The 22,272-nt window shown below is 60.5% G+C and carries 15 protein-coding genes and 1 tRNA gene; 8 read left to right on the plus strand and 8 right to left on the minus strand.

Translation table 11 applies throughout. The features are described from left to right. Positions 1-677: 677 nt before the first annotated feature. The 7 genes from ACTNA2_RS07715 to ACTNA2_RS07745 all read left to right on the plus strand — a co-directional run bounded on the left by ACTNA2_RS07715 (position 678) and on the right by ACTNA2_RS07745 (position 9,122). Positions 678-1,556 carry a patatin-like phospholipase family protein gene (locus ACTNA2_RS07715; RefSeq protein WP_441049077.1) on the plus strand — a complete coding sequence of 293 codons (879 nt, stop codon included), beginning with the start codon at positions 678-680 and terminating at the stop codon, positions 1,554-1,556. A gap of 157 nt (positions 1,557-1,713) precedes the next feature. Further along, the gene (rplM, locus tag ACTNA2_RS07720) at positions 1,714-2,157 is read left to right on the plus strand and encodes a 50S ribosomal protein L13 (RefSeq protein ID WP_370450665.1); all 444 of its coding nucleotides are present in this window, start codon (positions 1,714-1,716) and stop codon (positions 2,155-2,157) included. Between the two features lie 2 nt (positions 2,158-2,159). Continuing rightward, the gene (gene rpsI, locus ACTNA2_RS07725) at positions 2,160-2,555 is read left to right on the plus strand and encodes a 30S ribosomal protein S9 (RefSeq protein WP_022094634.1); all 396 of its coding nucleotides are present in this window, start codon (positions 2,160-2,162) and stop codon (positions 2,553-2,555) included. Between the two features lie 123 nt (positions 2,556-2,678). Beyond that, positions 2,679-4,016 carry a phosphoglucosamine mutase gene (gene glmM / locus ACTNA2_RS07730; protein WP_441042375.1) on the plus strand — a complete coding sequence of 446 codons (1,338 nt, stop codon included), beginning with the start codon at positions 2,679-2,681 and terminating at the stop codon, positions 4,014-4,016. Between the two features lie 101 nt (positions 4,017-4,117). Beyond that, positions 4,118-4,585: a PTS sugar transporter subunit IIA gene (locus tag ACTNA2_RS07735; RefSeq protein ID WP_427719420.1), complete on the plus strand. Its 468-nt coding sequence runs from the start codon at positions 4,118-4,120 to the stop codon at positions 4,583-4,585. Positions 4,586-4,857: 272 nt separating this feature from the next. Next, positions 4,858-5,586 carry a glucosamine-6-phosphate deaminase gene (nagB, locus tag ACTNA2_RS07740; protein ID WP_441016422.1) on the plus strand — a complete coding sequence of 243 codons (729 nt, stop codon included), beginning with the start codon at positions 4,858-4,860 and terminating at the stop codon, positions 5,584-5,586. A 617-nt stretch (positions 5,587-6,203) separates the two neighbouring features. Beyond that, complete coding sequence (locus ACTNA2_RS07745; RefSeq protein ID WP_441049079.1) at positions 6,204-9,122, plus strand: AfsR/SARP family transcriptional regulator; 2,919 nt, start codon at positions 6,204-6,206, stop codon at positions 9,120-9,122. A 61-nt stretch (positions 9,123-9,183) separates the two neighbouring features. On the opposite strand, the gene ACTNA2_RS07750 is transcribed toward ACTNA2_RS07745, so the two are convergent. The 6 genes from ACTNA2_RS07750 to ACTNA2_RS07775 form a co-directional block, all read right to left on the minus strand. Next, positions 9,184-9,483 carry a YhbY family RNA-binding protein gene (locus ACTNA2_RS07750; RefSeq protein WP_427795027.1) on the minus strand — a complete coding sequence of 100 codons (300 nt, stop codon included), beginning with the start codon at positions 9,481-9,483 and terminating at the stop codon, positions 9,184-9,186. A gap of 157 nt (positions 9,484-9,640) precedes the next feature. Further along, a complete protein-coding gene (locus ACTNA2_RS07755) occupies positions 9,641-10,366 on the minus strand; it encodes a methyltransferase domain-containing protein (RefSeq protein ID WP_441049081.1) in 726 nt (241 codons plus the stop codon). Between the two features lie 481 nt (positions 10,367-10,847). Then, complete coding sequence (locus ACTNA2_RS07760; protein WP_441049082.1) at positions 10,848-12,212, minus strand: PFL family protein; 1,365 nt, start codon at positions 12,210-12,212, stop codon at positions 10,848-10,850. A 108-nt stretch (positions 12,213-12,320) separates the two neighbouring features. Next, positions 12,321-14,879, minus strand: coding sequence for a homocysteine S-methyltransferase family protein (locus tag ACTNA2_RS07765; protein WP_441049084.1), 2,559 nt, complete (start codon positions 14,877-14,879; stop codon positions 12,321-12,323). Between the two features lie 9 nt (positions 14,880-14,888). Beyond that, a complete protein-coding gene (locus ACTNA2_RS07770) occupies positions 14,889-15,677 on the minus strand; it encodes a hypothetical protein (RefSeq protein ID WP_441049085.1) in 789 nt (262 codons plus the stop codon). Beyond that, on the minus strand, positions 15,677-16,549 hold the full coding sequence (locus tag ACTNA2_RS07775; protein ID WP_441049087.1) for a methylenetetrahydrofolate reductase: 873 nt from the start codon (positions 16,547-16,549) through the stop codon (positions 15,677-15,679). Before ACTNA2_RS07775 ends, ACTNA2_RS07770 begins: the two co-directional genes overlap by 1 nt. A 494-nt stretch (positions 16,550-17,043) precedes the next feature. Between ACTNA2_RS07775 and ACTNA2_RS07780 the strand changes: the two genes are divergently transcribed. Next, positions 17,044-19,131: a glutamine synthetase III family protein gene (locus tag ACTNA2_RS07780; protein WP_154517961.1), complete on the plus strand. Its 2,088-nt coding sequence runs from the start codon at positions 17,044-17,046 to the stop codon at positions 19,129-19,131. A gap of 573 nt (positions 19,132-19,704) precedes the next feature. On the opposite strand, the gene ACTNA2_RS07785 is transcribed toward ACTNA2_RS07780, so the two are convergent. Continuing rightward, positions 19,705-19,781: transfer RNA gene (locus tag ACTNA2_RS07785), tRNA-Glu, on the minus strand. 299 nt (positions 19,782-20,080) lie between these two features. Beyond that, positions 20,081-22,258, minus strand: coding sequence for a MurT ligase domain-containing protein (locus ACTNA2_RS07790; RefSeq protein ID WP_441049089.1), 2,178 nt, complete (start codon positions 22,256-22,258; stop codon positions 20,081-20,083). Positions 22,259-22,272: the final 14 nt, after the last annotated feature.

Raw genomic sequence — 22,272 nt, forward strand, 5'->3', positions numbered from 1 at the left:
GCGTAAAGAAAACGCGTAAGCGTTTTTAGCCCGCGGGCGAGGACGCCGGCAGGCGGCCGAAGCCGGTGCGGATTTGCGAAGCAAATACGCGGATTCTCCGCGCAAAGCCTCGACCCTATATAGATGCGATGCCGATCGGATGACAGCCGGCAACGCCCTGCACCAGCGTCATCCCCGCACCGCGGAGAATCGAACTCTATGCAGGGCGCGGGCGTAAAGAAAACGCGTAAGCGTTTTTAGCCCGCGGGCGAGGACGCCGGCAGGCGGCCGAAGCCGGTGCGGATTTGCGAAGCAAATACGCGGATTCTCCGCGCAAAGCCTCTACAAGGTGGAGTAGTCAATTTGGGACGGGGCTATTTTAGCTACCCCTATAAGCCAGTCGATATTAGTTCCGACCCCCAATAATTCGTCGACAGTCAAAGGGCAGCTAAAATAGCCCCGTCCCAAATTGACTACTCACGTTGACGCCTCAAGCGGAAGTTGCATCCCAGAATCTACGCTCAGAATGGGATGCATTTTCCGGATGGGTTGTTGGCGGAAAGTCCATCCCGGAATCGCCCCCCAGAGCGGGACGTGCTTTCCGCCAGCCGCCCCGTCCTACTCAACTCCAAAACCCATGCGCTCTCCATCTCAAAACTGGGTAGAAGAAGGCCAAAACGAAACAGTAGGAGGTCAACATGACGGCAGAAGATAAGGCAAAGAACGCCGGCAAGGTCGCGCTCGTTTTGGAGGGCGGCAGCTTCCGCGGGCAATTTACCGCGGGCGTGCTCGACGTCCTCATGGAGGCTGGCGTCGAGATTCCGGCAGTATATGGCGTATCGGCCGGCGCCCTCAACGGCGTGAACTACAAGTCGCACCAGATCGGCCGTGCCAACCGCATCAACCTGGCTTTCTGCAACGACAACCGCTTCATGGGTGCCGCATCGTTTGCGTCCACGGGCTCCATCGTGGGTTACGACTTCATCTTCAACGATGTCCAGGACCGCTTGGATCCCTTTGATAACGAGGCATTCGACGCGAGCCCCATCGAGATGTACGCCGTCGCGACGGACATGCTCTTTGGAACCGCTGCATACCTGCCGGTCAAAAGCGCCGTGCTCGACCTCGATGCCGTGCGCGCCTCGACGTCGCTGCCGCTGGTGACGCCGTCGGTCGAGATCGACGGGCACAAATACGTCGACGGCGGCGTAGCCGATTCGGTCCCCATCGAGCACGTGCTGAAGGAGGCCGGCTTCGATCGCGCGGTTGTCATTGTCACGCAGGACCGCTCGTACGAGAAAAAGCCCTACGAGTTTATGCCTGCCGCACGCGCCCGCTATGCCGACTACCCCTATCTGCTCGAGGCTATCGAGACGCGCCACGACCGCTATAACATCCAGCGCATGCATCTGTGGAAGTATGAGCGCGAGGGCCGCGCGCTGGTCGTTGCCCCGCAAAAGCCTGTCGAGGTCGGTCACGTCGAGCACGATCCGGCAAAGCTTCTCGACCTGTATATTCAGGGTCGTCAGGAGGCAAAGCGTCTGCTGAGTGATATCAAGGCATTTGTCGAGCGCTAGCGTCGCGACATCATTACCGATGGACGACATGTGCAGAAAGTCTGGTCAGAGCCAAAATACCTGTTGACTCGGGCGACGGGCGGGGTAATATGGACGGGTTACTTGCAGAGCCCCGTGAATCTCTGTAACAACACGTACTGTACATGGAGGAGTCTAAGTGATTTCGAAATCGACTCACTACGCCAAGCAGGGCGAGGTCCAGCGCAACTGGGTTCTCGTCGACGCCGATGGTGCTGTCCTGGGCCGTCTTGCCACCCAGATCGCAATGATCCTGCGCGGTAAGAACAAGCCCCAGTTCACGCCCAACAGCGACTGCGGCGACTTCGTTGTCGTCATCAACGCCGATAAGGTCCAGCTTACCGGTAACAAGGCCGACACGAAGACCTATTATCGCCACAGCGGCTACAACGGCGGCCTCAAGGCTGAGAGCTTCCACCAGGCTATGGAGAAGCACCCGGAGAAGGTCATCGAGCGCGCCGTTCGCGGCATGCTGCCCAAGACCACCCTCGGCCGTGCCCAGATGACCAAGCTTAAGGTCTACGCTGGTGCCGAGCATCCGCATGCTGCCCAGAACCCCACGAAGATTGAGCTGGAGGCTTAAAGATGGCTGAGAACACCGTTGTCTACCAGGGTACCGGCCGTCGTAAGAACGCCGTCGCCCGCGTCCGTCTCGTCCCCGGCACCGGCAAGGTGACCATCAACAAGCGTGACGCCGAGCAGTATTTCGGCCGTCATCAGCTCGTTGAGAACGCCCTTGCTCCCTTCAAGGTGACCGATACCGCCGGTCAGTTCGACGTTATCGCTCTGTGCGATGGCGGCGGCATCTCCGGTCAGTCCGGCGCTCTGCGCCTGGGCATCGCTCGCGCTCTTCTGAACGCTGGCGACTACCGTGCTGACCTCAAGAAGGCCGGTTTCCTTACGCGCGATGCTCGCGTGGTCGAGCGCAAGAAGTACGGCCTCAAGAAGGCCCGCCGCGCTCCCCAGTTCTCCAAGCGCTAAGGTTTTATCTCCTTACGAGATACAATGTACAAGCGGGGCCTGCCGATTGCTCGGCGGGTCCCGCTTTTCTTTTTCGACTAGGGTGGGCGAGTGCGTTTTGCCCACTTGGGAAGGAGCGATCCTATGCCCCAGAACATCTTCGGTACCGACGGCGTCCGTGGCGTCGCCAACGCCGACCTCTCGTGCGACCTCGCGTTTCGCCTTGGCCGTGCGGCGACCAAGTTCCTTGGTCCGGACATTTGCGTTGGCCGCGACACGCGTCTTTCGGGCACCATGCTCGAGAGCGCTCTGACCGCTGGCATTATGGCCGAGGGCGGTCGCCCGCACTGCTGCGGCGTTATCCCTACGCCGGCCGTGGCGCTGCTCACCGTCCAAAACGACCTCGACGGCGGCATCGTCATCTCCGCTTCGCACAATCCGCCGGAGTTTAACGGCATCAAGTTCTTTAGTCGCAAGGGCATGAAGCTTCCCGATGCCGTTGAAGAAGAGATCAGCGCCTGGGTCATGTCCGAGGAGGCCATGGCTGCCGACACGCTGCCGACCGGCGCCGGTGTGGGCCACATCATCAAGATGAAGGACGCTCGCAAGGCATACGTCGACCACGCTATCAGCACCCTCGGCGGCCTTAAGCTCGACGGCCTGGTCGTTGCCGTTGACTGCGGTCACGGTGCTTCCTGCCAGACCACGCCTGCCGCGCTTCAGCGTCTGGGCGCCACGGTACACGCCATCAATACCGACTACTGTGGCACCGACATCAATGTTGAGTGCGGCTCCACTCATCTTGAGCCCCTGCGCGAGCTCGTGCTGCGCACCCACGCCGACATCGGCCTGGCCCACGACGGTGACGCCGATCGCGTGCTGTTCGTGGACAGCGAGGGCAACGAGATCGATGGTGATTACATCCTGGCCATCTGCGGCTCTGACCTCGCCGCTCGCGGCAAGCTCGCCAACTCCGAGATCGTCTCGACCGTTATGTGCAACTTGGGCTTTTCCATCGCTATGAAGGAACAGGGCTTTGAGATGGTGCAGACCGCCGTGGGCGACCGCTACGTGCTGGAGCGCATGCTCGCGGACGGCGCCGTTATCGGCGGAGAGCAGTCCGGCCACATCATCTTCCTGGAGCACAACACCACCGGCGATGGCCTGGTGACGGCGCTGCAGCTGCTGGCCGTGCTCAAGCGCACTGGCCGCACCCTCACCGACCTTGCCGGCATCATGAAGAAGTACCCGCAGGTGCTCGTCAACGTGCATTCCGACAACAAGGCCGGTCTGGACGATTGCCAGCCCATTTGGGACGCTGTCGCTGCCGCCGAGAAGGAGCTTAACGGTCGCGGCCGCATTCTGGTGCGCCCGAGCGGTACCGAGCCGCTGGTTCGCGTGATGGCCGAGGCCGAGACGCACGAGCTGACTCAGCGCGTCGTTGACGACATCGTCGAGGTTGTCAAGCGCGAACTTCCCTAATGGTCAAAAACCAATGCCAAGTGGTAAACTACTAAAACTGGTTTTGATTATTGGTATGTCCAAGGGGGAGCATGTTCACTAAAGTCCTAAGGTCTTTTGGTATGCGTGGTCGAGTCCTTACGCTGGATGCTCCCATCTCGGGCGATGTCATTCCGCTTTCCGAGGTTAACGACCAGACGTTTGCCACTGGCCTTTTGGGCCAAGGCGTTGCCATTCGGCCTACGGGCACGCGCGTGATTGCACCAGCGGATGCCAAGATCGAGGCGATTTTTCCAACGGGACACGCCGTTGCGCTCAACACGGTCGATGGCTTGGATGTTTTAATCCACGTTGGACTCGATACCGTTCAGCTCGAGGGCAAACACTTTACCGTGCATGCACAGGTGGGCGATATCGTCCATAAGGGCGATGTGCTTATCGAGTTTGAACGCGAGGCAATCGAGGCCGAGGGCTACGATGTGACGGTTCCCATCTTGGTGTGCAACTCTGTTGAGTTCTCGAGCATCAAGGGCTCCGTCGGCGAGCATGTCGAGGAGATGGATCAGCTCATCGTCGCTCGCGAGCGCTAACTCGTTCGCTTGCCCTTTGGCCTACAATTCAAACACGTTTACGGAGGGCGCCCTTGAAAGAGGGCGCCCTTCGTGGCAAGATGAAAAATGTCCGAGGCTAAAAGGCTTCGGGTCACCGTGGACGGGCAGGGGCCTCGACGCGGCTAGACACGAGATACATACATTACGCGACCTCGCCCTGGTGGCCGCACACGTTGGTTGCGGCCGACGCAGGCCGCGGGCAAGTGCTTGTAAGGGGAGCCTTGCCTCTCTTCTACGAGAAAGGATGCGTAATGAAGATCATTAAAGCTAAAGACTACGAGGATATGAGCCGCAAGGCCGCCAATATCATCTCGGCGCAGGTTATCCTTAAGCCCGATTGCGTGCTCGGTCTTGCCACCGGCTCCACTCCGATTGGCGCCTACAAGCAGCTCGCCGATTGGTACAAGAAGGGCGATATTGACTTCTCCGAGGTCAGCACCTATAACCTGGACGAGTATCGCGGCCTTTCGCACGATGATCCCCAGAGCTATCACTACTTCATGCGCGAGAACTTCTTCGATCACATCAACGTCGATCTGAATAACACGCACGTGCCCGATGGCTCCAACCCCGATGCCGCCGCTGCCTGCTCCGAGTACGATAAGCTCGTCGCTGCCGCCGGTTACCCGGATCTGCAGCTGCTCGGCATTGGTAATAACGGTCATATTGGCTTCAACGAGCCCGATGACCACTTCTCCAAGGGTACGCACTGCGTCGACCTCACCGAGAGCACCATTCAGGCCAACAGCCGCCTGTTCGATAGCATCGACGACGTTCCCCGCCAGGCTTACACCATGGGTACCCAGACCATCATGTATGCCCGCATGATCCTGGTCGTCGCCAACGGCGAGGCCAAGGCTCAGGCTGTGCACGATATGTGCTATGGCCCGGTTACGCCCGAGTGCCCGGCTTCGATCCTGCAGCTGCACACCAACTGCGTCGTCGTTGCCGACGAGGCTGCCCTTTCGCTCTGCGAGTAGTACAATCCGAGCGATTTGTTATTACTTTGTTACAGGCTCCCGTTCTGCGGGGGCCTTTTTTATTATGCATATGCGGGATGGCGGCTAGCTTATAGACTCATGGGCCCCTATGCTGCGTCCGTCCGCAATATCTGCCAGCGGAATCAGAATGAGCGCGGGCTTTATGGTGTGCATAACATTAGCTTGCCAAAAGCTTGACGGTGGTGCCTCGTATAGTGTGATGCATTCTCTAGCATATTCTATTCAAATATGCTACTAATGAGTCGCAAACGGTAGCAGCGCGTAGGCGAGTTGCGCAACAAAATATTACAAGCCCCATTGCGTTACACTGCCAAATGAGTGGGACATGCTGGCAAGCGCATTGACCTGCGCAAAGACCGGTTGGTTGGGGGAAAAGTTTCAATCGGCGCTCGCTGAACAAAAACTTGCCAAATGCGAACCGAAAGACAACCTAAAACTCTGCGTCGTTCGATTTACGGGATGGCTTGGGCTGTCTTGCGATTACGGTGTCCATGTGGCCGAGGTAAGGAGCGAGCATGATGAACGGGCTGAACGATACGGATGATCTCGAATTGGCGCCATTGGGCACAGGTTATATGGTCCGACGTGATCGCCTGATGAGCGAGTTGATTGTCAAGGGCCGCAAGGCGGGCATTGTGTTGCTCTATGCACCAGATGGGTTTGGAAAAACATCGATATTGCTTCAGTACACTCAGGAAGTCAAAAGCGACCCGACGCGCGGTCTGGTGCGAATCATCGAGGCTGACCGCGCGATTGCCCGCGAGGTGTTTATGCAGCTCGAAGTGGTCACAGATGAACTTGAGGACAAACCGCGATCGTTGATTGCGATTGATAACGTCCCCAACCTCGATCAGCAAGATACCGAGGAGCTTATCGATCGAATTCGAGGCCTGCGCACTATGGGGATCGGGGTCTTTGTCACCTGCCGCCCCTCAAATCGCCAGTTGATTCGCGGGCTGGGTGACTCGGTCAAGATCAATGCGCAGATGCTCAAGGTGCATGCCTATGAGTATTCGGCTTGGGCATCGGCGTTCTCGATTAGCACGTCGCTCGATTTTTACCAGCTCACACAGGGTGTTCCCGAGTTGGTTTCGGCTATGCAGACGGGGCTGTACGGAGAGGGCGACGTTGCCAGCTTGCTCGAAAACGAGATTGTCAACGTATACGGTGCGGCACTTGCCGATATGGCATCAATCGATAACGGCGCCCTATTTAACGTGGCGTGCGTGATGGCCCTGATGGGCGAGGGCAAGATTGCGGAACTTGAGGCATGCGGTGTCAGGCTCTCCATGATCGATCAGTCCTATCTTGTTCGTGATTATCCGATTTTTGGTGTCGATCCGGTCGACCGAAGCTTTACGTGTATGGGCACCGAGGATAACGCGCGCCTGAGATTACGAAAAATGGTTGCGGAAATTCGTCCAGAGCTCGTTATGCGCGCGGCACGCATTCTGCTCAAGGCGGGCCGATGCGATGCTGCGATGGATTTGGCAGATGCCTTTTTGGATCGCGACGCCGTCCTTGAGCTTGCTGGACAGTATGGTGTCGATTTGGCTCTGACTGGGCATGGAGGGGATGTCTGTCGCGCGGTACTGAGGACGACGGATGCCGACAAGCCCGCGTTGGAGCCGACGCCCACCGAGGCACTTGGTGTCTATTTGGCGGCGGTAAGCGTTTCGAATACTAAACTGGCCCGGTATATGGCCTCGATTGTCGAACATGCGAGCGCACAGTCGGTCCGCGAGATTGATTTGGTTTCTTGGAAAGTCGCCCAGGTGCTTACGGTCGTCTGTTATGGAGATTGCGAGCTTGGGCTTCCAGCCAATCCTGCTCTTCCAAAAAATGAGGCATCTTGTGCTGCGCTCGATATGCTGTCGGCGCATATCGAGGTTAAGAGCCGGCTGACCGAACAGGCGAAAGACGGCGCAGCACTTTCGGGACTCAAGGCGAACAAGGTATATGATTGCGAACTCGATATTGCAGAGATTCTCATACGGGCAGATCGGATGTTGGCGGAGCTCTTTGATGGGTCCTTTATGGGAATCGATGAGCGTGACGACGAGATGTCTCGGACACGGGAGGCACTCGATGCTCGTGGGCTTAAGGCGCCGGCTGTCTGGGTGCGTATGGTGCTGGCGGCACGGCGTCTGCTTGCAGGCCTGCCAATGACTGACGATACGGCGTTTAATGAGCTCGATCGCTTTGCCGTGCGCGTGCGTGACAATCAAATCCAGCTGTTTGGCCTGCTACTTGAAGGCTGGCAGGCGCTCGCCGAGGGGCGCCCGGTCAACGCGAAGTTCCGCGCGGTCCAGGTACTCAAGCTTGCTGACGAGTCGATCGCATACATGCGCGACAACGCGTTGCTGTTGGAGCGTGCATCAAGCCTTCGCAATACGTCGATGGTGTCGGTACGAGAAGAGGCAGAGCTGCTCGACCTAAGTCGGACACAAGTCGGCGGCGCGGAGGCTTGGGTCGTAGCGCTGCATTTGGCGTCTGCGGGCCGTGACAGCGATCTTGCCGCCTGGATGTCTATGAATCGTTCTGGGATTCTGGAGCCAGCGTATCGGCTGTTTGCACGCCTTGCGATGCATCGCCTGGGCGAGCCTGCTGCCAAGATTCGAAAGAAGCTCCCGGTGCATGAGCTATCGCGATATTCGCTGCGCGACGATTTGGAGGGAGAGAGCGAGCGGCTGTTCCAGGTCGGCGAGGTCGAACCCGTCGACGCTATCGATCATATCGAGATTCGCATGTTTGGCGCGTTTCGTGCCGAGCGCGACGGATTTCCCATCACAGACAAGATGTGGCGTCGTAAGAAAGCGGCAACGCTTGCCGAGCGGCTAGCGTTGGGTATCGATTCGTTTGTCGATCGCGAGACCTTGGCTATGGAACTGTGGCCACATGCCGAGTACAGTAGCGCCCGTAACAACTTGTATTCGACTGTGTCACGCTTACGATCCGCTTTGGGACCCACGCCAGATGGCAAGTCGTGCGTCCTGATTCAAAACGACTGCCTTGGCCTCAACAGGGATTACGTTAAGACCGATGTGAAGCTATTTGAGCAGATAAGCCGCGAGATTTTGGGTAATCGCACAAGAGTGCGTGGGCCTCACCTGGTCGAGCTGTGTCTTAAGATCGAACAGCTCTATACCGGACCGCTGTATATCCCCAACGGTTGCAATCCGACGTACTTTTTGCGCATGCGCCGCATCATGCAGTCGAAGTTTATCGACTGCATGATTGTGGGAGCAAGCGCTGCCTTGGAAGAAAACGACCTGCAGTCGGCAATCTGGCTGGTAGAAGCGGGGCTACGTCAGGAGACCGCACGCGAGGACATGGTGCGATGCGCCATGCGCGTGTACGGTGCGGCGGGGAGACGCCGCGATATCGTCGAGCTCTATAGCGGGCATATCCATCATCTTAAGGAACAGGTCGCAGGCGTTCCCGAGCCCGAGACCAAGCGTCTCTACGAGCGTCTGGTCGAAAGCAGGGTCAACCGACCGTTCATTGAGCGATAAAAAACGGGCGCCCGCATCATTCGGACGCCCGCAGGCTTGCTCTGTGTGAACCGATCGGCCCTTAGACGAGCTTGATCTTCTCGATATCCTTGCGCGAGGACTCTCGATACAGCGAGAACTTGCGACCGATAACCTGAACGACGTCGGCGTGGCAGCGCTCGGCGAGTTCCTCGGCGGCCTCGCGGGCAGAAAGGCTGGAGCCGTCCAGCACGGAGCACTTAACGAGCTCGTGCTTTTCCAGGTAGGCGGCCGTCTGCTCGACGGTACCCTCGTTGACATCGGACTTACCGATGATGATGGCGGGGTTGAGGTGATGGGCCATGCTGCGAAGCTGCTTGACCTGGGCTCCTGTCAGTGCCATGGGATCTCGCTTTCTATGTATGGGGCGCCCCGCGATGGGGCCTTAATCTACGTGAGCTGTCCCACGATAGCGCAGGAACGGCGCGGTGTGGAGCGCGTTTGCCAGTTCGCAAAGAATGCGGATGCCGGGCGGGTAGACGATGCATACTTTAGATGGGCTACGGTCGGGGCGCAGAGACCGGCTCCCAGGCGATGAACGCCCATCGGACCTTGCGGATGTGGTCGAGCATGTAACGTCCCTGCGGCACGCCCTTGGATCCCGGCTCGCCGGCATGGGGGTTCTCAATCATATGTTGGGCGATATAGTCGCGCAGACGATCGATCTTATCCTCGTTGCCATGCTCGAGCATACGGGAGAAGTCCGCCACGCCGGCCTCGAGACTATCGAAGGTGTCACGACGGGGCGATTCAAAATACGTGACCTGCGGTAGTGCACCCATCTGAATAAGGATGTTAAAGGCGTACACAAAACCATTGCTACGGGTAACCGAGGCGCCGATGGCATTCATCACGTGCAGGTCATAGCGCGGGCTGGAGTTGGCGACCATCGTGACAGCACAACGCCGCCGAGCCGTACGGTCGAGCTTGACAAGCGCGCCTTTTAGGTCGTTCGTAGTAACCGAGCGACTCGCAAAGGCAACATCTACCGCTTTCGCGACCGGTCCAACCAAATCCCAGTCATCATCCCAAGCAAGCTCAAGCGGTGTAATGCGATCCTCGAGCCCATAGTACTCAATGCCAGCATCAAGGGTGCCCAACATAGCAGGGGAAAAATCAGCGGCAATCACGGGATGTCCAGCCTGAGCAAGCGGAATAGCAATCGACCCAGCCCCACACCCCATATCCAGCACGGATTCACCAGGCTTTAACGCCAACAGCTTCATAAAGTCCCGGGCATACGGAGCAGTCTCAAGCGGCCGAAAATGCCGAGCCCGCTTATCCCATTCAAAAGAATCATCAGCCCGCCGCCGACCAGCCTGCAAGCGCATCCATTCGCCATTCCAATCCGCAGAAAGAAGCTCAGAACGAGCATCCCCATCAACCACGGGCCATCCCTCCTCACAACAAAAAAGCGACTCCTCCCAAAAGAAGAGCCGCAACCAGCATATATCAGAAAAAGAACCGTTCCAACGCCAAACCGCCGCACCAGCCAAGTGGTGCAGGAGCGAAGCAACTGCAACCGGGATAGAACCCAACTGAGGTCCCGTTGTGCGGGAGCCCCGGTGAGGGCAAATATATAAGGTCGATCGCGAGTTCCGCACGAGCCGGAGAGCACGTAATGTGCTCTCCGTGCGAGTCAGGACTGTCCGAGCAGGCGACCTTATATATTTGTCCTCACCGGGGCTCCTCGCCAGTCCCCCTCAGCTAGTTCTTGAGCGAGTTCAGCGGCGCCGGGAAGCGTCCACCGCGGTGGGCAAGCACGGTGCCGGCGTTGGGGTTCACCGGCATGATGGGCGCACGGCCAAACAGGCCGCCATACTCGACGCAGTCGCCCACGCCCTTGCCGATGGCGGGGATCACGCGCACGGCCGTGGTCTTATTGTTGATGACGCCGATGGCCATCTCGTCGGCGATAATGCCGGCGATAGTCTCGACCGGGGTGTCGCCGGGAATGGCGATCATGTCCAGGCCAACGGAGCACACGCAGGTCATGGCCTCGAGCTTCTCGAGCGAAAGCGCGCCGGCCTCGACGGCGGCGATCATGCCGGCGTCCTCGGACACGGGGATAAAGGCGCCCGAGAGGCCGCCCACGCTGGAGCTGGCCATGACGCCGCCTTTCTTGACGGCATCGTTGAGCATGGCGAGCGCGCAGGTCGTGCCGGGGCCACCGCAGGTGCCCACGCCGATGATCTCGAGGATGCGCGCGACGGAGTCGCCGACGGCAGGCGTAGGCGCTAGCGACAGGTCGACAATGCCCTTCTCGACACCTAGGCGACGGGCGGCCTCGCGACTCATGAGCTCGCCGGCACGGGTGATCTTAAAGGCGGTCTGCTTAATCTTTTCGGCGACTTCCATCATCGATGCGGAATCGGGCAGCTTCTCCAGGGCTGCGGCCATAACGCCGGGGCCCGAGACGCCTACGTTGATGACGGCGTCGGCCTCGCCACCGCCGTGAACGGCGCCCGCCATAAACGGGGAGTCCTCGACCATGTTGGCAAAGCAGACAAACTTGGAAGAACCGACGGAATCCTCATCTGCCGTAAGCTTGGCGGCATCGATGATGGTCTGAGCCGCCATGAGCACGGCGTCCATGTTGATGCCGGCGCGCAGGCTGGCGACGTTGACGCTGGAGCAGACGCGGCTGGTGGTAGCGAGCGCCTGGGGGATGGACTGGATGACGCGGCGGTCGGCGTCGCCGATGCCCTTCTGGACGAGTGCGGAGAAGCCGCCCAGGTAATCGATGCCGAGCGTCTCGGCCGCGCGGTCGAGGGCATGCGCGATGGGGGTGAGGTCCTCATCCTTGCAGCACGCGGCGATCTGCGCCACCGGGGTGACGGAAACGCGCTTGTTGACAATGGGGATACCGTACTCGCGCTCGAGGTTCTCGGCGGTCTCGACCAGATGCTCAGCCGTGTGCGTCACGTGGTCGTAGATCTTCGTGCACATGCGGTCGAGGTTCTCGTCGCCGCAACCCATGAGCGAAACACCCATGGTGATGGTCCTGATGTCGAGGTTCTGCTCCTCAACCATGCCGCGGGTTTCCGCGATTTCTGCGGGCGTGATCGCCATCCTTGCACTCCTATCTGCCAAAACGAGCATAGTCTTGTCTATTCTAACGTGCCGCACGTGCCAAGTGGCGCATGCGGCACGTTTTGGTGCTCGGTTGTTTCCGTTGTGTTACTGCCCAAAGACCTCTTCGGCGATACGAGCGCTTTCGGCGGCGTCCTTGGCGTAGTAGTCCGCGCCGATCTGCTTGGCGTATTCGGGGGTGAGTACGGCGCCGCCTACGATGATCTTGACGCCCGGCATCTCGGCATGAAGCAGTTTGATGGTCTCCTCCATAGCGACGACCGTGGTGGTCATAAGCGCCGAGAGGCCGACGAGCTTGATGTCGCGCTCCCGTACGGTCTTGAGCACCTCCTGCGGGTCGACGTCGCGGCCTAGGTCAAAGACGGTATAGCCGTAGTTATCGAGCAGCATCTTGACGATGTTCTTACCGATGTCGTGGATGTCGCCTTTGACGGTGGCCACGCAGATTTTGCCCTTGTCGGCAATCTCGCCGGCGGGCATTAGGCGCTTGATGGTGTCAAAACCCACGCGCGCGGCCTCGGCCGAGGCCATGAGCTGCGGCAAGAAGAACTTTCCCTGGTCAAAGAGGACACCAACCTCGTCGAGGGCGGGGATAAAGTGGTTGTTGATGAGGTCCATGGCGTCGTGGTCTGCCAGCAGACGCTCGGTCTCGGCCGCAATCTCGCCTTTGCGGCCCGAGACGACCATGCGACGAATCGGGTCGTCGTTGCCGTCGGTGCCGGCGGTGCCAGCGGCGGGCACAGTGTCGGTCGATACTGTCTGAGCCGCCGCCGGGTTCGCGGCGATCTTGTACGGATCGGTCCAGCCGGCGTAGCGCTCGATGTATCCGGTCGAGCCCTCGTCCTCAACGCTCAAGACGCGATAGCTGTAGACGGTATCCATAAAGCGCTTGGAGCCCGGGTTCATGATGGGGGCGTCCAGACCCGCGCCGAAGGCGGCGGCCAAAAAGACCGAGCCCAGCAGCGGGCGGGCGGGCAGACCAAAGCTGATGTTCGACACGCCGAGCGCGCATTTGACGCCCAGACGCTCCTTACACAGGGACATGGCGCGCAGAATCTGTTCGGCTTGGCGTTGATTGGTCGAGGCGGTCATGACCAGACAGTCGATGAGGATGCGGTCCGGTCCGATGCCGTAGCGGGCGGCCTCGGCCACGATGCGCTCGGCGATGGCGAAGCGAGCCTCGGCGGTATCGGGAATGCCGCCTTCGTCGAGCGTGAGGCCGACGACGTTGGCACCGTAGTGGGCGACCAGCGGAAAGATCTCATCCATGATCTGCTGCTTGCCATTGACCGAGTTGATGATGGGCTTGCCGGCGTAGCGGCGCACGGCGGCCTCGACGGCTGCGGGGTCGGTGGAGTCGATCTGCAACGGCAGCAGCGTGGAACCCTGGAGCTGCTCGGTGGCCTGTTGGATGATCTTGACCTCGTCGATCTCGGGCAGGCCCACGTTGACGTCCAGGATGTCGGCGCCTTGCTCCTGCTGGCTGATGCCCTGGCTTACGACGTAGTCCAGGTCGCCGTCGCGCAGGGCCTGCTGCAGGCGCTTTTTTCCGGTGGGATTGATGCGCTCGCCGATGACGGCGATCTTGTGGCCGTCACAGGGAAGGTCAACCACGGTCTGGGCGCTTGTGACCGACATGCTGGGCTTGCGGCGGCGCGGACTGGGCGTGTGGTTGTCGATAAGCGTGCGCAGCGCTGCCATGTGCGCCGGCGTGGTGCCGCAGCAACCGCCCACGACGCTCACGCCGTCGGCGATCATGCCGGCGACGGCCTTGGCGTATTCGGGGGCCTGGATGTCAAAGACGGTGTTACCGTCGTCGTCCACGTGGGGGAGTCCTGCGTTGGCCTGCACCATAACGGGCTTGTCGGTAACGGTGAGCATGCGTGCGGCGAGCCCTCGGAGCTCGGCCGGTCCCTGGCTGCAGTTGATGCCCAGGACGTCGGCGCCGATGGCGTCGAGCGTGATAGCGGCAACCTCGGGACTCGTGCCCAGGAAGGTACGGCCGTCCTCCTCAAAGGTCATGGTGGCAAAGACGGGCAGCTCGGAGTTCTCGCGGCAGGCAAGGACCGCCGCCTTGATCTCGGCAAGGTCGGTCATGGTCTCGATAATAAAGAGGTCCACACCCGCGTCGACGCCAGCGCGCACTTCCTCGGCAAAGAGGTCATAGGCCTCGTCGAAGCTGAGGGTACCCAAGGGGCGAAGCAGCGCACCGATGGGGCCGATGTCGCCGGCGACGTAGTGGGCACCGGCCGCGCGGGCGCAGGCGACAGCGGCGGCAAAGACATCTGCCACGGTGGCGGCACCGTCGAGCTTGTGGGCGTTGGCGCCAAAGGTGTTGGCGGTGATCACATCGCAGCCGGCCTCGACATACTGACGCTGAATATCGGTAATGACCTGGGGCTCCTCAAAGTTGAGCAGCTCGGGCAGGGCGCCGGCCTTCATGCCGGCCGCCTGCAGCATGGTGCCCATGCCGCCGTCGAACAGCAGGTGCCCCGTGCCCTCGATGGCGGCGCGCAGGCGATCGTCCTTAATGTAAAGGTCGTCGATCGTGCGCGTCTTGTACGTGGCGCCCTTGCGGCGCGCAGCATCAACGGGCGCCGCCAGCGCGGCGCCGTCCAGATCATGAGTGATAAGCGGAGTAAACATCGGGGGCTCCTAATGGCTGGAATAGCAGGTGGTGTGGGCGGCGCGGAAGCGGCAGTGCTCGCGCATGCGGCAGATATTGCAGGTGGGGCGACTCTGGGCGTCGTGGACCTCGCCGTCAAACAGACCGATCACCGCGGTCACGCTCTTGGTGGGCATGAGCAGGCTGGTAGGTGTGACGGTAAGCCCGATGAGCCGCGTGGAGTTGAGTGCAGCCACGATTGAACGCTGAGCCGTAAGCGGGCAGTCGCCGTAGCCGGGACTGAAGCGCCAGTTACCGGCGAGTCCGTGTGCGGCGGCCGCAGCCTTGACCTGCTGGTCCATCTGCTCGACGGCAGCTTCCACATAGGCGGAGCACGCGGCATCGAGCACGGCTCCCTCTAGGGGCTGCTGGGCTCCCGTGGTGCGCAGACGACGCTCGGCGTCCATGCCGAGGGTGCATGCCATGAGCGCGGCAAAGCGGGCGTCTTTGAGATGTCGATAGATATCGCGACCGCGCAGCTCAACGCTGGTTCCAACCAGACGGATGCTGGGCTCTCCCTGCTCGTCCACGCCCATGGCATCGACGGCAAATACGCGGCGCACGCCACGGGGCTCAATGTCCAGTTCCAAACGTTCAACGACAAGCTCAATACGCTGCGACAGCTCGGGCTCAATCTGCTGGCCGCCGTAACCCAGATACCGCAGCATCTCGGCACGATCGGCGCGGGGATGGTGGGTATCATCGATACGGTAGAGCGCCGGCGACGCAAGGTCGGCCGGCACTTCACCAAAAGCTGTATCGATGTGCGGTTTTTCCATTACCCCAGGCGCTCCATAATGGTTGCGGCGATCGCAGGACGATTCATAGTGTACAGGTGCAGGCCGTCGGCGCCGTGCTCCTTAAGGTCGCAAAGCTGGCGGGCGGCATAATCTACACCGGCTGCCTGCAGGCTCTCGGGGTCGTTCTCGTATTTGGCGAGAATCTTGATGACGGGGGAGGGCAGCGACGCGCCGCACATAAAGACCATGCGGCTGATCTGTGACTTGCCCATAAACGGCATGATGCCTGCGGTAATGGGCACAGTGATACCGGCCTTGTCGGCAAGCTCGCGAAAACGGTAGAAGCACTCGTTATCAAAAAAGAGCTGCGTCACAAAGAAGCTCGCGCCGGCGTCCTGCTTTTGCTTGAGATATTCGACCGAGAGGTTGAGATTCTCACAGGCAATGTGGCCTTCGGGGTAGGCTGCGGCGCCCACGCAAAAGCCGGCGTCGACGAGCTCGGGGATGAGGTCGCGGGCGTAGGCGTAGTCCGAGGCGGGCTTGTCATCCTCGCTCGCGCCGGCGGGGAGATCGCCACGCAGGGCCAGCACATTTTCTACGCCGGCGGAGCGGTATTCGTCGATCTTGGCGGCGATATCGGCATGCGTGCGGCCAACGCAGGTGAGGTGCGCCACCGAGGGCGTATCGAATTCGCTCGTAATCATATGCGCGATGGGGGCGGTGGTGGCGCCGTTGCCCGAGCCGCCGGCCGAGCAGGTGACCGAGACAAAGCTCGGCGAAAGCTTGCACAGATTGCCAGCCACCTCGCGAGCCGTGTCGAGGGTAAGCTCGCCCTTGGGCGGGAACATCTCAAACGAAATGGGCGTGGTGCCCTGGGATGCTGCCTGCTTAAAAACCTCGTCGACGCGCATATCGTGCTCCTTTAGATACATTAGCGTGATGTGTTGTAAGGATTCTACAGTACCGCTGCGCTACGGTGGAGTTTTACTCGCTATTTGGAAATATCAATCGAAGATGTTTCGCTATCGGCATTCCCTATAACAGCGTAGCTAATTTGGAGCTTTTTACCCCATCAACCAGGTACGCAGGGTAGTCTTTTTGGGACGGGGCTTTTTTAGCTACCCAATCCGGCGCCTCCAAAGCTTGAGACCATATTTAAATAGGGCAGCTAAAAAAGCCCCGTCCCAAAAAGACTACCCGTAAACCATGCGGAGAGGTCTGCAATTTATACAGTTGATTGACTGTTGAGGGTGGCAACATCGCCGCGATGCGGTAACCTCATTGATTAGTTTCGCGACGGCAACATAACGGTAATGTCGCGGAAACACGGCGAGTCTAAGCTATGACTCGTTCGTTAGTAATCAACACCGCTTCTCACGCGGTGCCGATACGAAGGGAGTTCCGTATGGCCGAACTTACTGACCGCTTCGGGACCATGGTGTTCTCTGAGGAAGTCATGAAGGACTACCTCCCCAAGGACATTTGGAAGCGCCTTGCTGCAACCCTCGAGGACGGTGAGCCGCTCGACCTGGATGTGGCCAACGCCGTTGCCCATGCCATGAAGGTTTGGGCCATCTCCAAGGGCGCGACGCACTACGCGCACTGGTTCCAGCCGCTTTCGGGCATTACTTCCGAGAAGCACGACAGCTTCCTCGAACCCAACCACGACGGCACCGCTATTACCAAGTTTACGGGAAAGAACCTCATCCAGGGCGAGCCGGACGCCTCCAGCTTCCCCAACGGCGGCCTGCGTGCCACCTTCGAGGCCCGCGGCTATACCGCTTGGGATCCCACCAGCCCCGCCTTTATCAAGGACGATGTCCTGTGCATCCCCACGGCTTTCTGCTCCTACACGGGCGAGGCCCTGGACAAGAAGACCCCGCTGCTGCGCTCCATGACCGCGCTCTCGCGTGAGTCCAAGCGCGTATTGGCGCTGTTTGGTAAGACCCCCAAGAAGGTCGTTCCTTCCGTGGGCGATGAGCAGGAATACTTCCTGATCAAGAAGGACGCTTACCGCAAGCGCAGGGACCTGGTCATCACCGGCCGCACCCTCTTTGGTGCTGCTCCCTGCAAGGGCCAGGAGCTCGAGGAGCACTACTTTGGCGCTATCCGCCCCACCGTCTCGGCCTATATGAAGGACCTGGACGATGAGCTGTGGGCGCTTGGCATTCCCGCCAAGACCAAACACAACGAGGTCGCTCCCTGCCAGCATGAGCTCGCCCCCGTCTATGGCGAGGTCAACGAGGCCATCGACCAGAATCTGGTCATGATGGAGAAGATGAAGCTCATCGCCTCCCGCCACGATTTGGTCTGCCTGCTGCACGAGAAGCCCTTCGAGGGCATCAACGGTTCGGGCAAGCACAATAACTGGTCGCTTGGCACCGAGTCCGAGAATCTGCTCGATCCGGGCGACACCCCGCTCGACAACCTGCAGTTCATCGTCTTCCTCACCGCGGTGATCGAGGCCGTCGATAACTACCAGGAGCTCCTGCGTGCCTCCGTTGCCTCGGCCGGCAACGACCATCGTCTGGGCGCCAACGAGGCTCCTCCGGCGATTATGTCCATCTTCCTGGGCGACCAGCTTACCGAGGTCGTCGAGAAGATCATCGATGGCAAGGCTTCCGTCCATGCCACGCGCGGCGTGCTCGACCTGGGCGCCGATACCCTGCCCAAGCTGATGCAGGACAACACCGACCGCAACCGCACCTCTCCGTTCGCCTTCACCGGCAACAAGTTCGAGTTCCGTGCCTGCGGCTCCGAGCAGAACGTCTCCGACTCCAACCTGGTGCTCGATGCCGCCGTGGCCAAGTCGCTCAAGTCCTTCGCCGACGCACTCGAGGGTACGCCCGAGGATAAGTTCCAGGACGCCGCGCTCGAGTACTGTAAGAAGGTGCTGACCGATCACCAGCGCATCCTGTTCTCCGGCGACGGTTACTCCGACGAGTGGCCCATCGAGGCCGAGAAGCGCGGCCTTGCCAACAACAAGACCACGGCCGACGCTCTTCCCGCCTTTGTTTCCGATAAGGCTATCGCGCTCTTTGAGGAGACGGGCGTTCTGACCAAGGCCGAGGCCCAGTGCCGCTACGACTGCAAGCTCGAGAAGTACAACAAGCTCATGAACATCGAGGCTACCACGATGATTCGCGAGGCACGTCGTACCTATCGTCCGGTCATTACCGCCTATGCCACCAAGGTCGCTAAGGGCCTTGAGACAATTCGTGCCGCCGGTGCTGAGGCCGCCATGCAGTGCGAGCAGAACACGCTCAACAAGCTCTGCAACGGTATCACCGCCATCAACGACTCCATCAAGGCGCTCGATGCCGTGCATCAGAAGGCCGAGGCTCTCGATGGCCAGGAGCAGGCCAATGTGTATGCACACGAGGTCGTTCCCGCTATGGATACGCTGCGTGCCTCCGTGGATGCCATGGAGGAGATCGTGGCCGCCGACTACTGGCCGGTCCCGACCTACGATGACATCCTGTTCTACGTGTAGGGCATAGCCAGCATATCGTCACGGTATTAAGCCGGGGTCCGCATCGCGCGGGCCCCGGCTTTTTGATTGCGAAGGACGCTTTGGAGCCCGTTTTGCCGCCGATTTGCCGGGGTCCGCACCCTGTTGGGCTCGAATTCCGGCACGTGGGTAGCAAAAAGCCCGTCACCATGGGGGTGACGGGCTTTTTAGATGCTGTGGTGCCCCCAGCGGGATGTCCGCGGGCGGCTGGCGCCGCCCGCCTTCGCTGCGTTGCTTCGCTCCTTGCGTGCTGCGCTGGAAAACGCTCACGCGTTTCCTCAGCTCCGTACCCTGTCGGGTTCGAATCCCGGCGTTGGGGTAGAAAAAAGCCCGTCACCGCGGGGGTAACGGGCTTCTCGTTTCAAATGGTGCCCCCAGCGGGATATCCGCGTGCGGCTGGCGCCGCCCGCCTTCGCTGCGTCGCTTCGCTCCTTGCGTGCTGCGCTGGAAAACGCTCACGCGTTTCCTCAGCTCCGCACCCTGCCGGGTTCGAATCCCGGCGTTGGGGTAGAAAAAAGCCCGCCACCGCGAGGGTAACGGGCTTCTCGTTTCAAATGGTGCCCCCAGCGGGATTCGAACCCGCGATATCCACCTTGAAAGGGTGGCGTCCTTGGCCGCTAGACGATGGGGACAGCGGGAAAGAGTATAGCAGACTTTTTTGTCGGCGCGTATATCGTTGGCAAACTGGAAAACCACCACACAGGAGCTGGCCCTCTCCCCCCGATCTTCAAAAATCTCAATCTATAACATCTGGGCGGGTAAATCGGCCTTATCTGTTACAGATTGAGACAAAATGCAGGCGTCGGGACGAACGTCTCAATCTGTAACAGTAAGACGACCTTTGGTGGTCTAGATGTTACAGATTGAGACAAACCGCTGGGACGGGTCAAAACCACCACAAAGATGCCTGTCCCTTTGTGGTGGCGGGGCGTTAGGGGAGGAGCTTCATCGCGGCGTCGTGGGCGGCGTGCTCGTAGGTGTCGTCGAGGGGCTTGAGCGGCAGCAGGGCGGCGGCCTGTGCATCGCCACGGCGCTCAAGGGCATGGGCGATGAGCCAGTCGGCGAGCTCGGGGTTCTTGGGCAGTGCCGGTCCGTGTAGGTACGTGCCGATGACGCCCTTGTAGATGAGGCCCTCAAAGCCGTCGTCGCCGTTGTTGCCGGTGCCCGTGACGACAGATGTTCCGAGCGGCGTGGCCTCTGCATCGAGCAGGGTGCGGCCGCCGTGGTTCTCGAACCCCACAAAGGGCTCGGGTGCCAGGTCGGTCTTGACGGCGACGTTGCCTATCAGGCGGTCGGAGCCGCGCACGGTCTCGGCGGCGATGACACCTAGACCCTCGATGCGATTCTCGCCCATATAGTACGAACGACCGAGCAGCTGATAGCTGCCGCAGATAGCGAGCAACGAGCCGCCGTCCTCAACATATGTCGCAACCTTGTCCTTTTGAGCGAGCAGCTCGTGTGCCACAGCCAACTGATCGCGGTCGGCACCGCCGCCCATCATGACGATGTCGGCGTCGGTAAGATCGAGCGTCTCGCCCATGCGGACCTCGTCCACGCGCGCGGGAATGCCGCGCCAGGCGCAGCGGCGCTCGAGGGCGATGACGTTGCCGCCGTCGCCATAGAGGTTGAGGGCATCGGGATACAGATAGACGATGCGCAGCGGGCGCGGAAGCTCGACCGGCGCAATATCGGTGGGGACGGCGCTGCCATCGGTGCGTGTTACGGCGCAGGAGGCAACCGAGCTCGCATCGGCGTCTTTAAGTCCGTCGAGCTCTTTGACCAGCGGCGGGAATGCCGTGTAATTGGCGACGGCGTAGAAGGTGTCATCGGCGGCCTCATCTGCCACGGCGCCGATCGCCTGCTCGATATTCGAGATGATGGCGGCGTCGATGCCGGCATACTTCAGGCGCACCTGCATGTCGTGCGCGCGCGTACCCCCGGCAAAGGCGACAAGCCCTGGGGTATCGGCGATGCGCTCGAAGTCGACGTCGTAGATCCACGAGACATCGTGGCCGTCGGCGTCGTTGTCGTTCAGGAAGAAGGCGCAGAGCCTGCCGCCTGCCGTTTTAATGGACTGGATCTGGCGATCGAAGCCTACGGGATTTTTGGCCAGGTTTGCCTCGACGGTACGGCCGGCAATCTCCCAGCGGCCCATGCGTCCGCCGGCGGGGACGTAGGCATCGAGCGTGGGCTGCAGATGCGCTGCGTCCACGCCCAACTCGCGCGCCGCAAAGAAGGCGGCGGCAACGTTGTAGACCATGTACAGGCCGTTGTAGCGTGTGGCGATGTGCGTGGCGGGCGCTTTTGCCTCGGGTCCAAAGGCCAGGTCAAAGCCGTAGCCGTCGCAGCCGAGCTCAACGCCTGTCACGCGACGGACCAGCGCGGGGCGACTCCAACCGCACGAAGGACAATGATAGGCGCCGAGCTGGCCGTACTGCACATAGTCGTACTCCAGCGGCGCGTTGCATTGCGAGCAAAAACGCGAGTCGCTAATGCGATCGGACTCGGTGCCCGTGGCGCCGTCGATGCCAAAGGCGATGCTCATATTGGGGACGCGTGCGGCGATCGAGGCGCAGAGCGGGTCGTCGGCGTTATAGATGAGCGTCGTTGCCGGCGAAAGCTCCAACGCGTGGGCGATGACGTCCTGGGTGTGGTCGATCTCGCCGTAGCGGTCCAGCTGGTCGCGGAACAGGTTGAGCAGCACAAAGTACGTTGGCTTGAGCTTGGGCAAGACGCGCACCGTGTAGAGCTCGTCGCACTCAAAGACGCCCACGCGCTTGCCGCTGCCGGCACGCTTAAGATCGCTGCGGCCCTCGAGCAGGGCACCCACCACGCCTGGCTCCATGTTGTTGCCGGCGCGGTTGCATACCACGGTGGCGCCGCTGGCGGCAACGGCGTCGGCGATGAGGTTGGAGGTGGTGGTCTTACCGTTGGTGCCGGTGACCACCACGCTGCGGTCGACAAGGCTCGCGAGGTCGCTTAGCAGCTCGGGGTCGATCTTCATGGCGATGCGGCCGGGGAGTACGCCGCCCTGGCGCTTAAGGATGGAGCGCAGCCCCCAGCGGGCGATATCGCTCGAGGTGCAGGCGAGAGATGAGCGGAAGTTCATGGAGCCGTTCCTAA

Origin of the sequence: Collinsella sp. HCP28S3_E9 (genome assembly GCF_052065455.1) — a bacterium.
Taxonomy (GTDB): Bacteria; Actinomycetota; Coriobacteriia; order Coriobacteriales; family Coriobacteriaceae; genus Collinsella.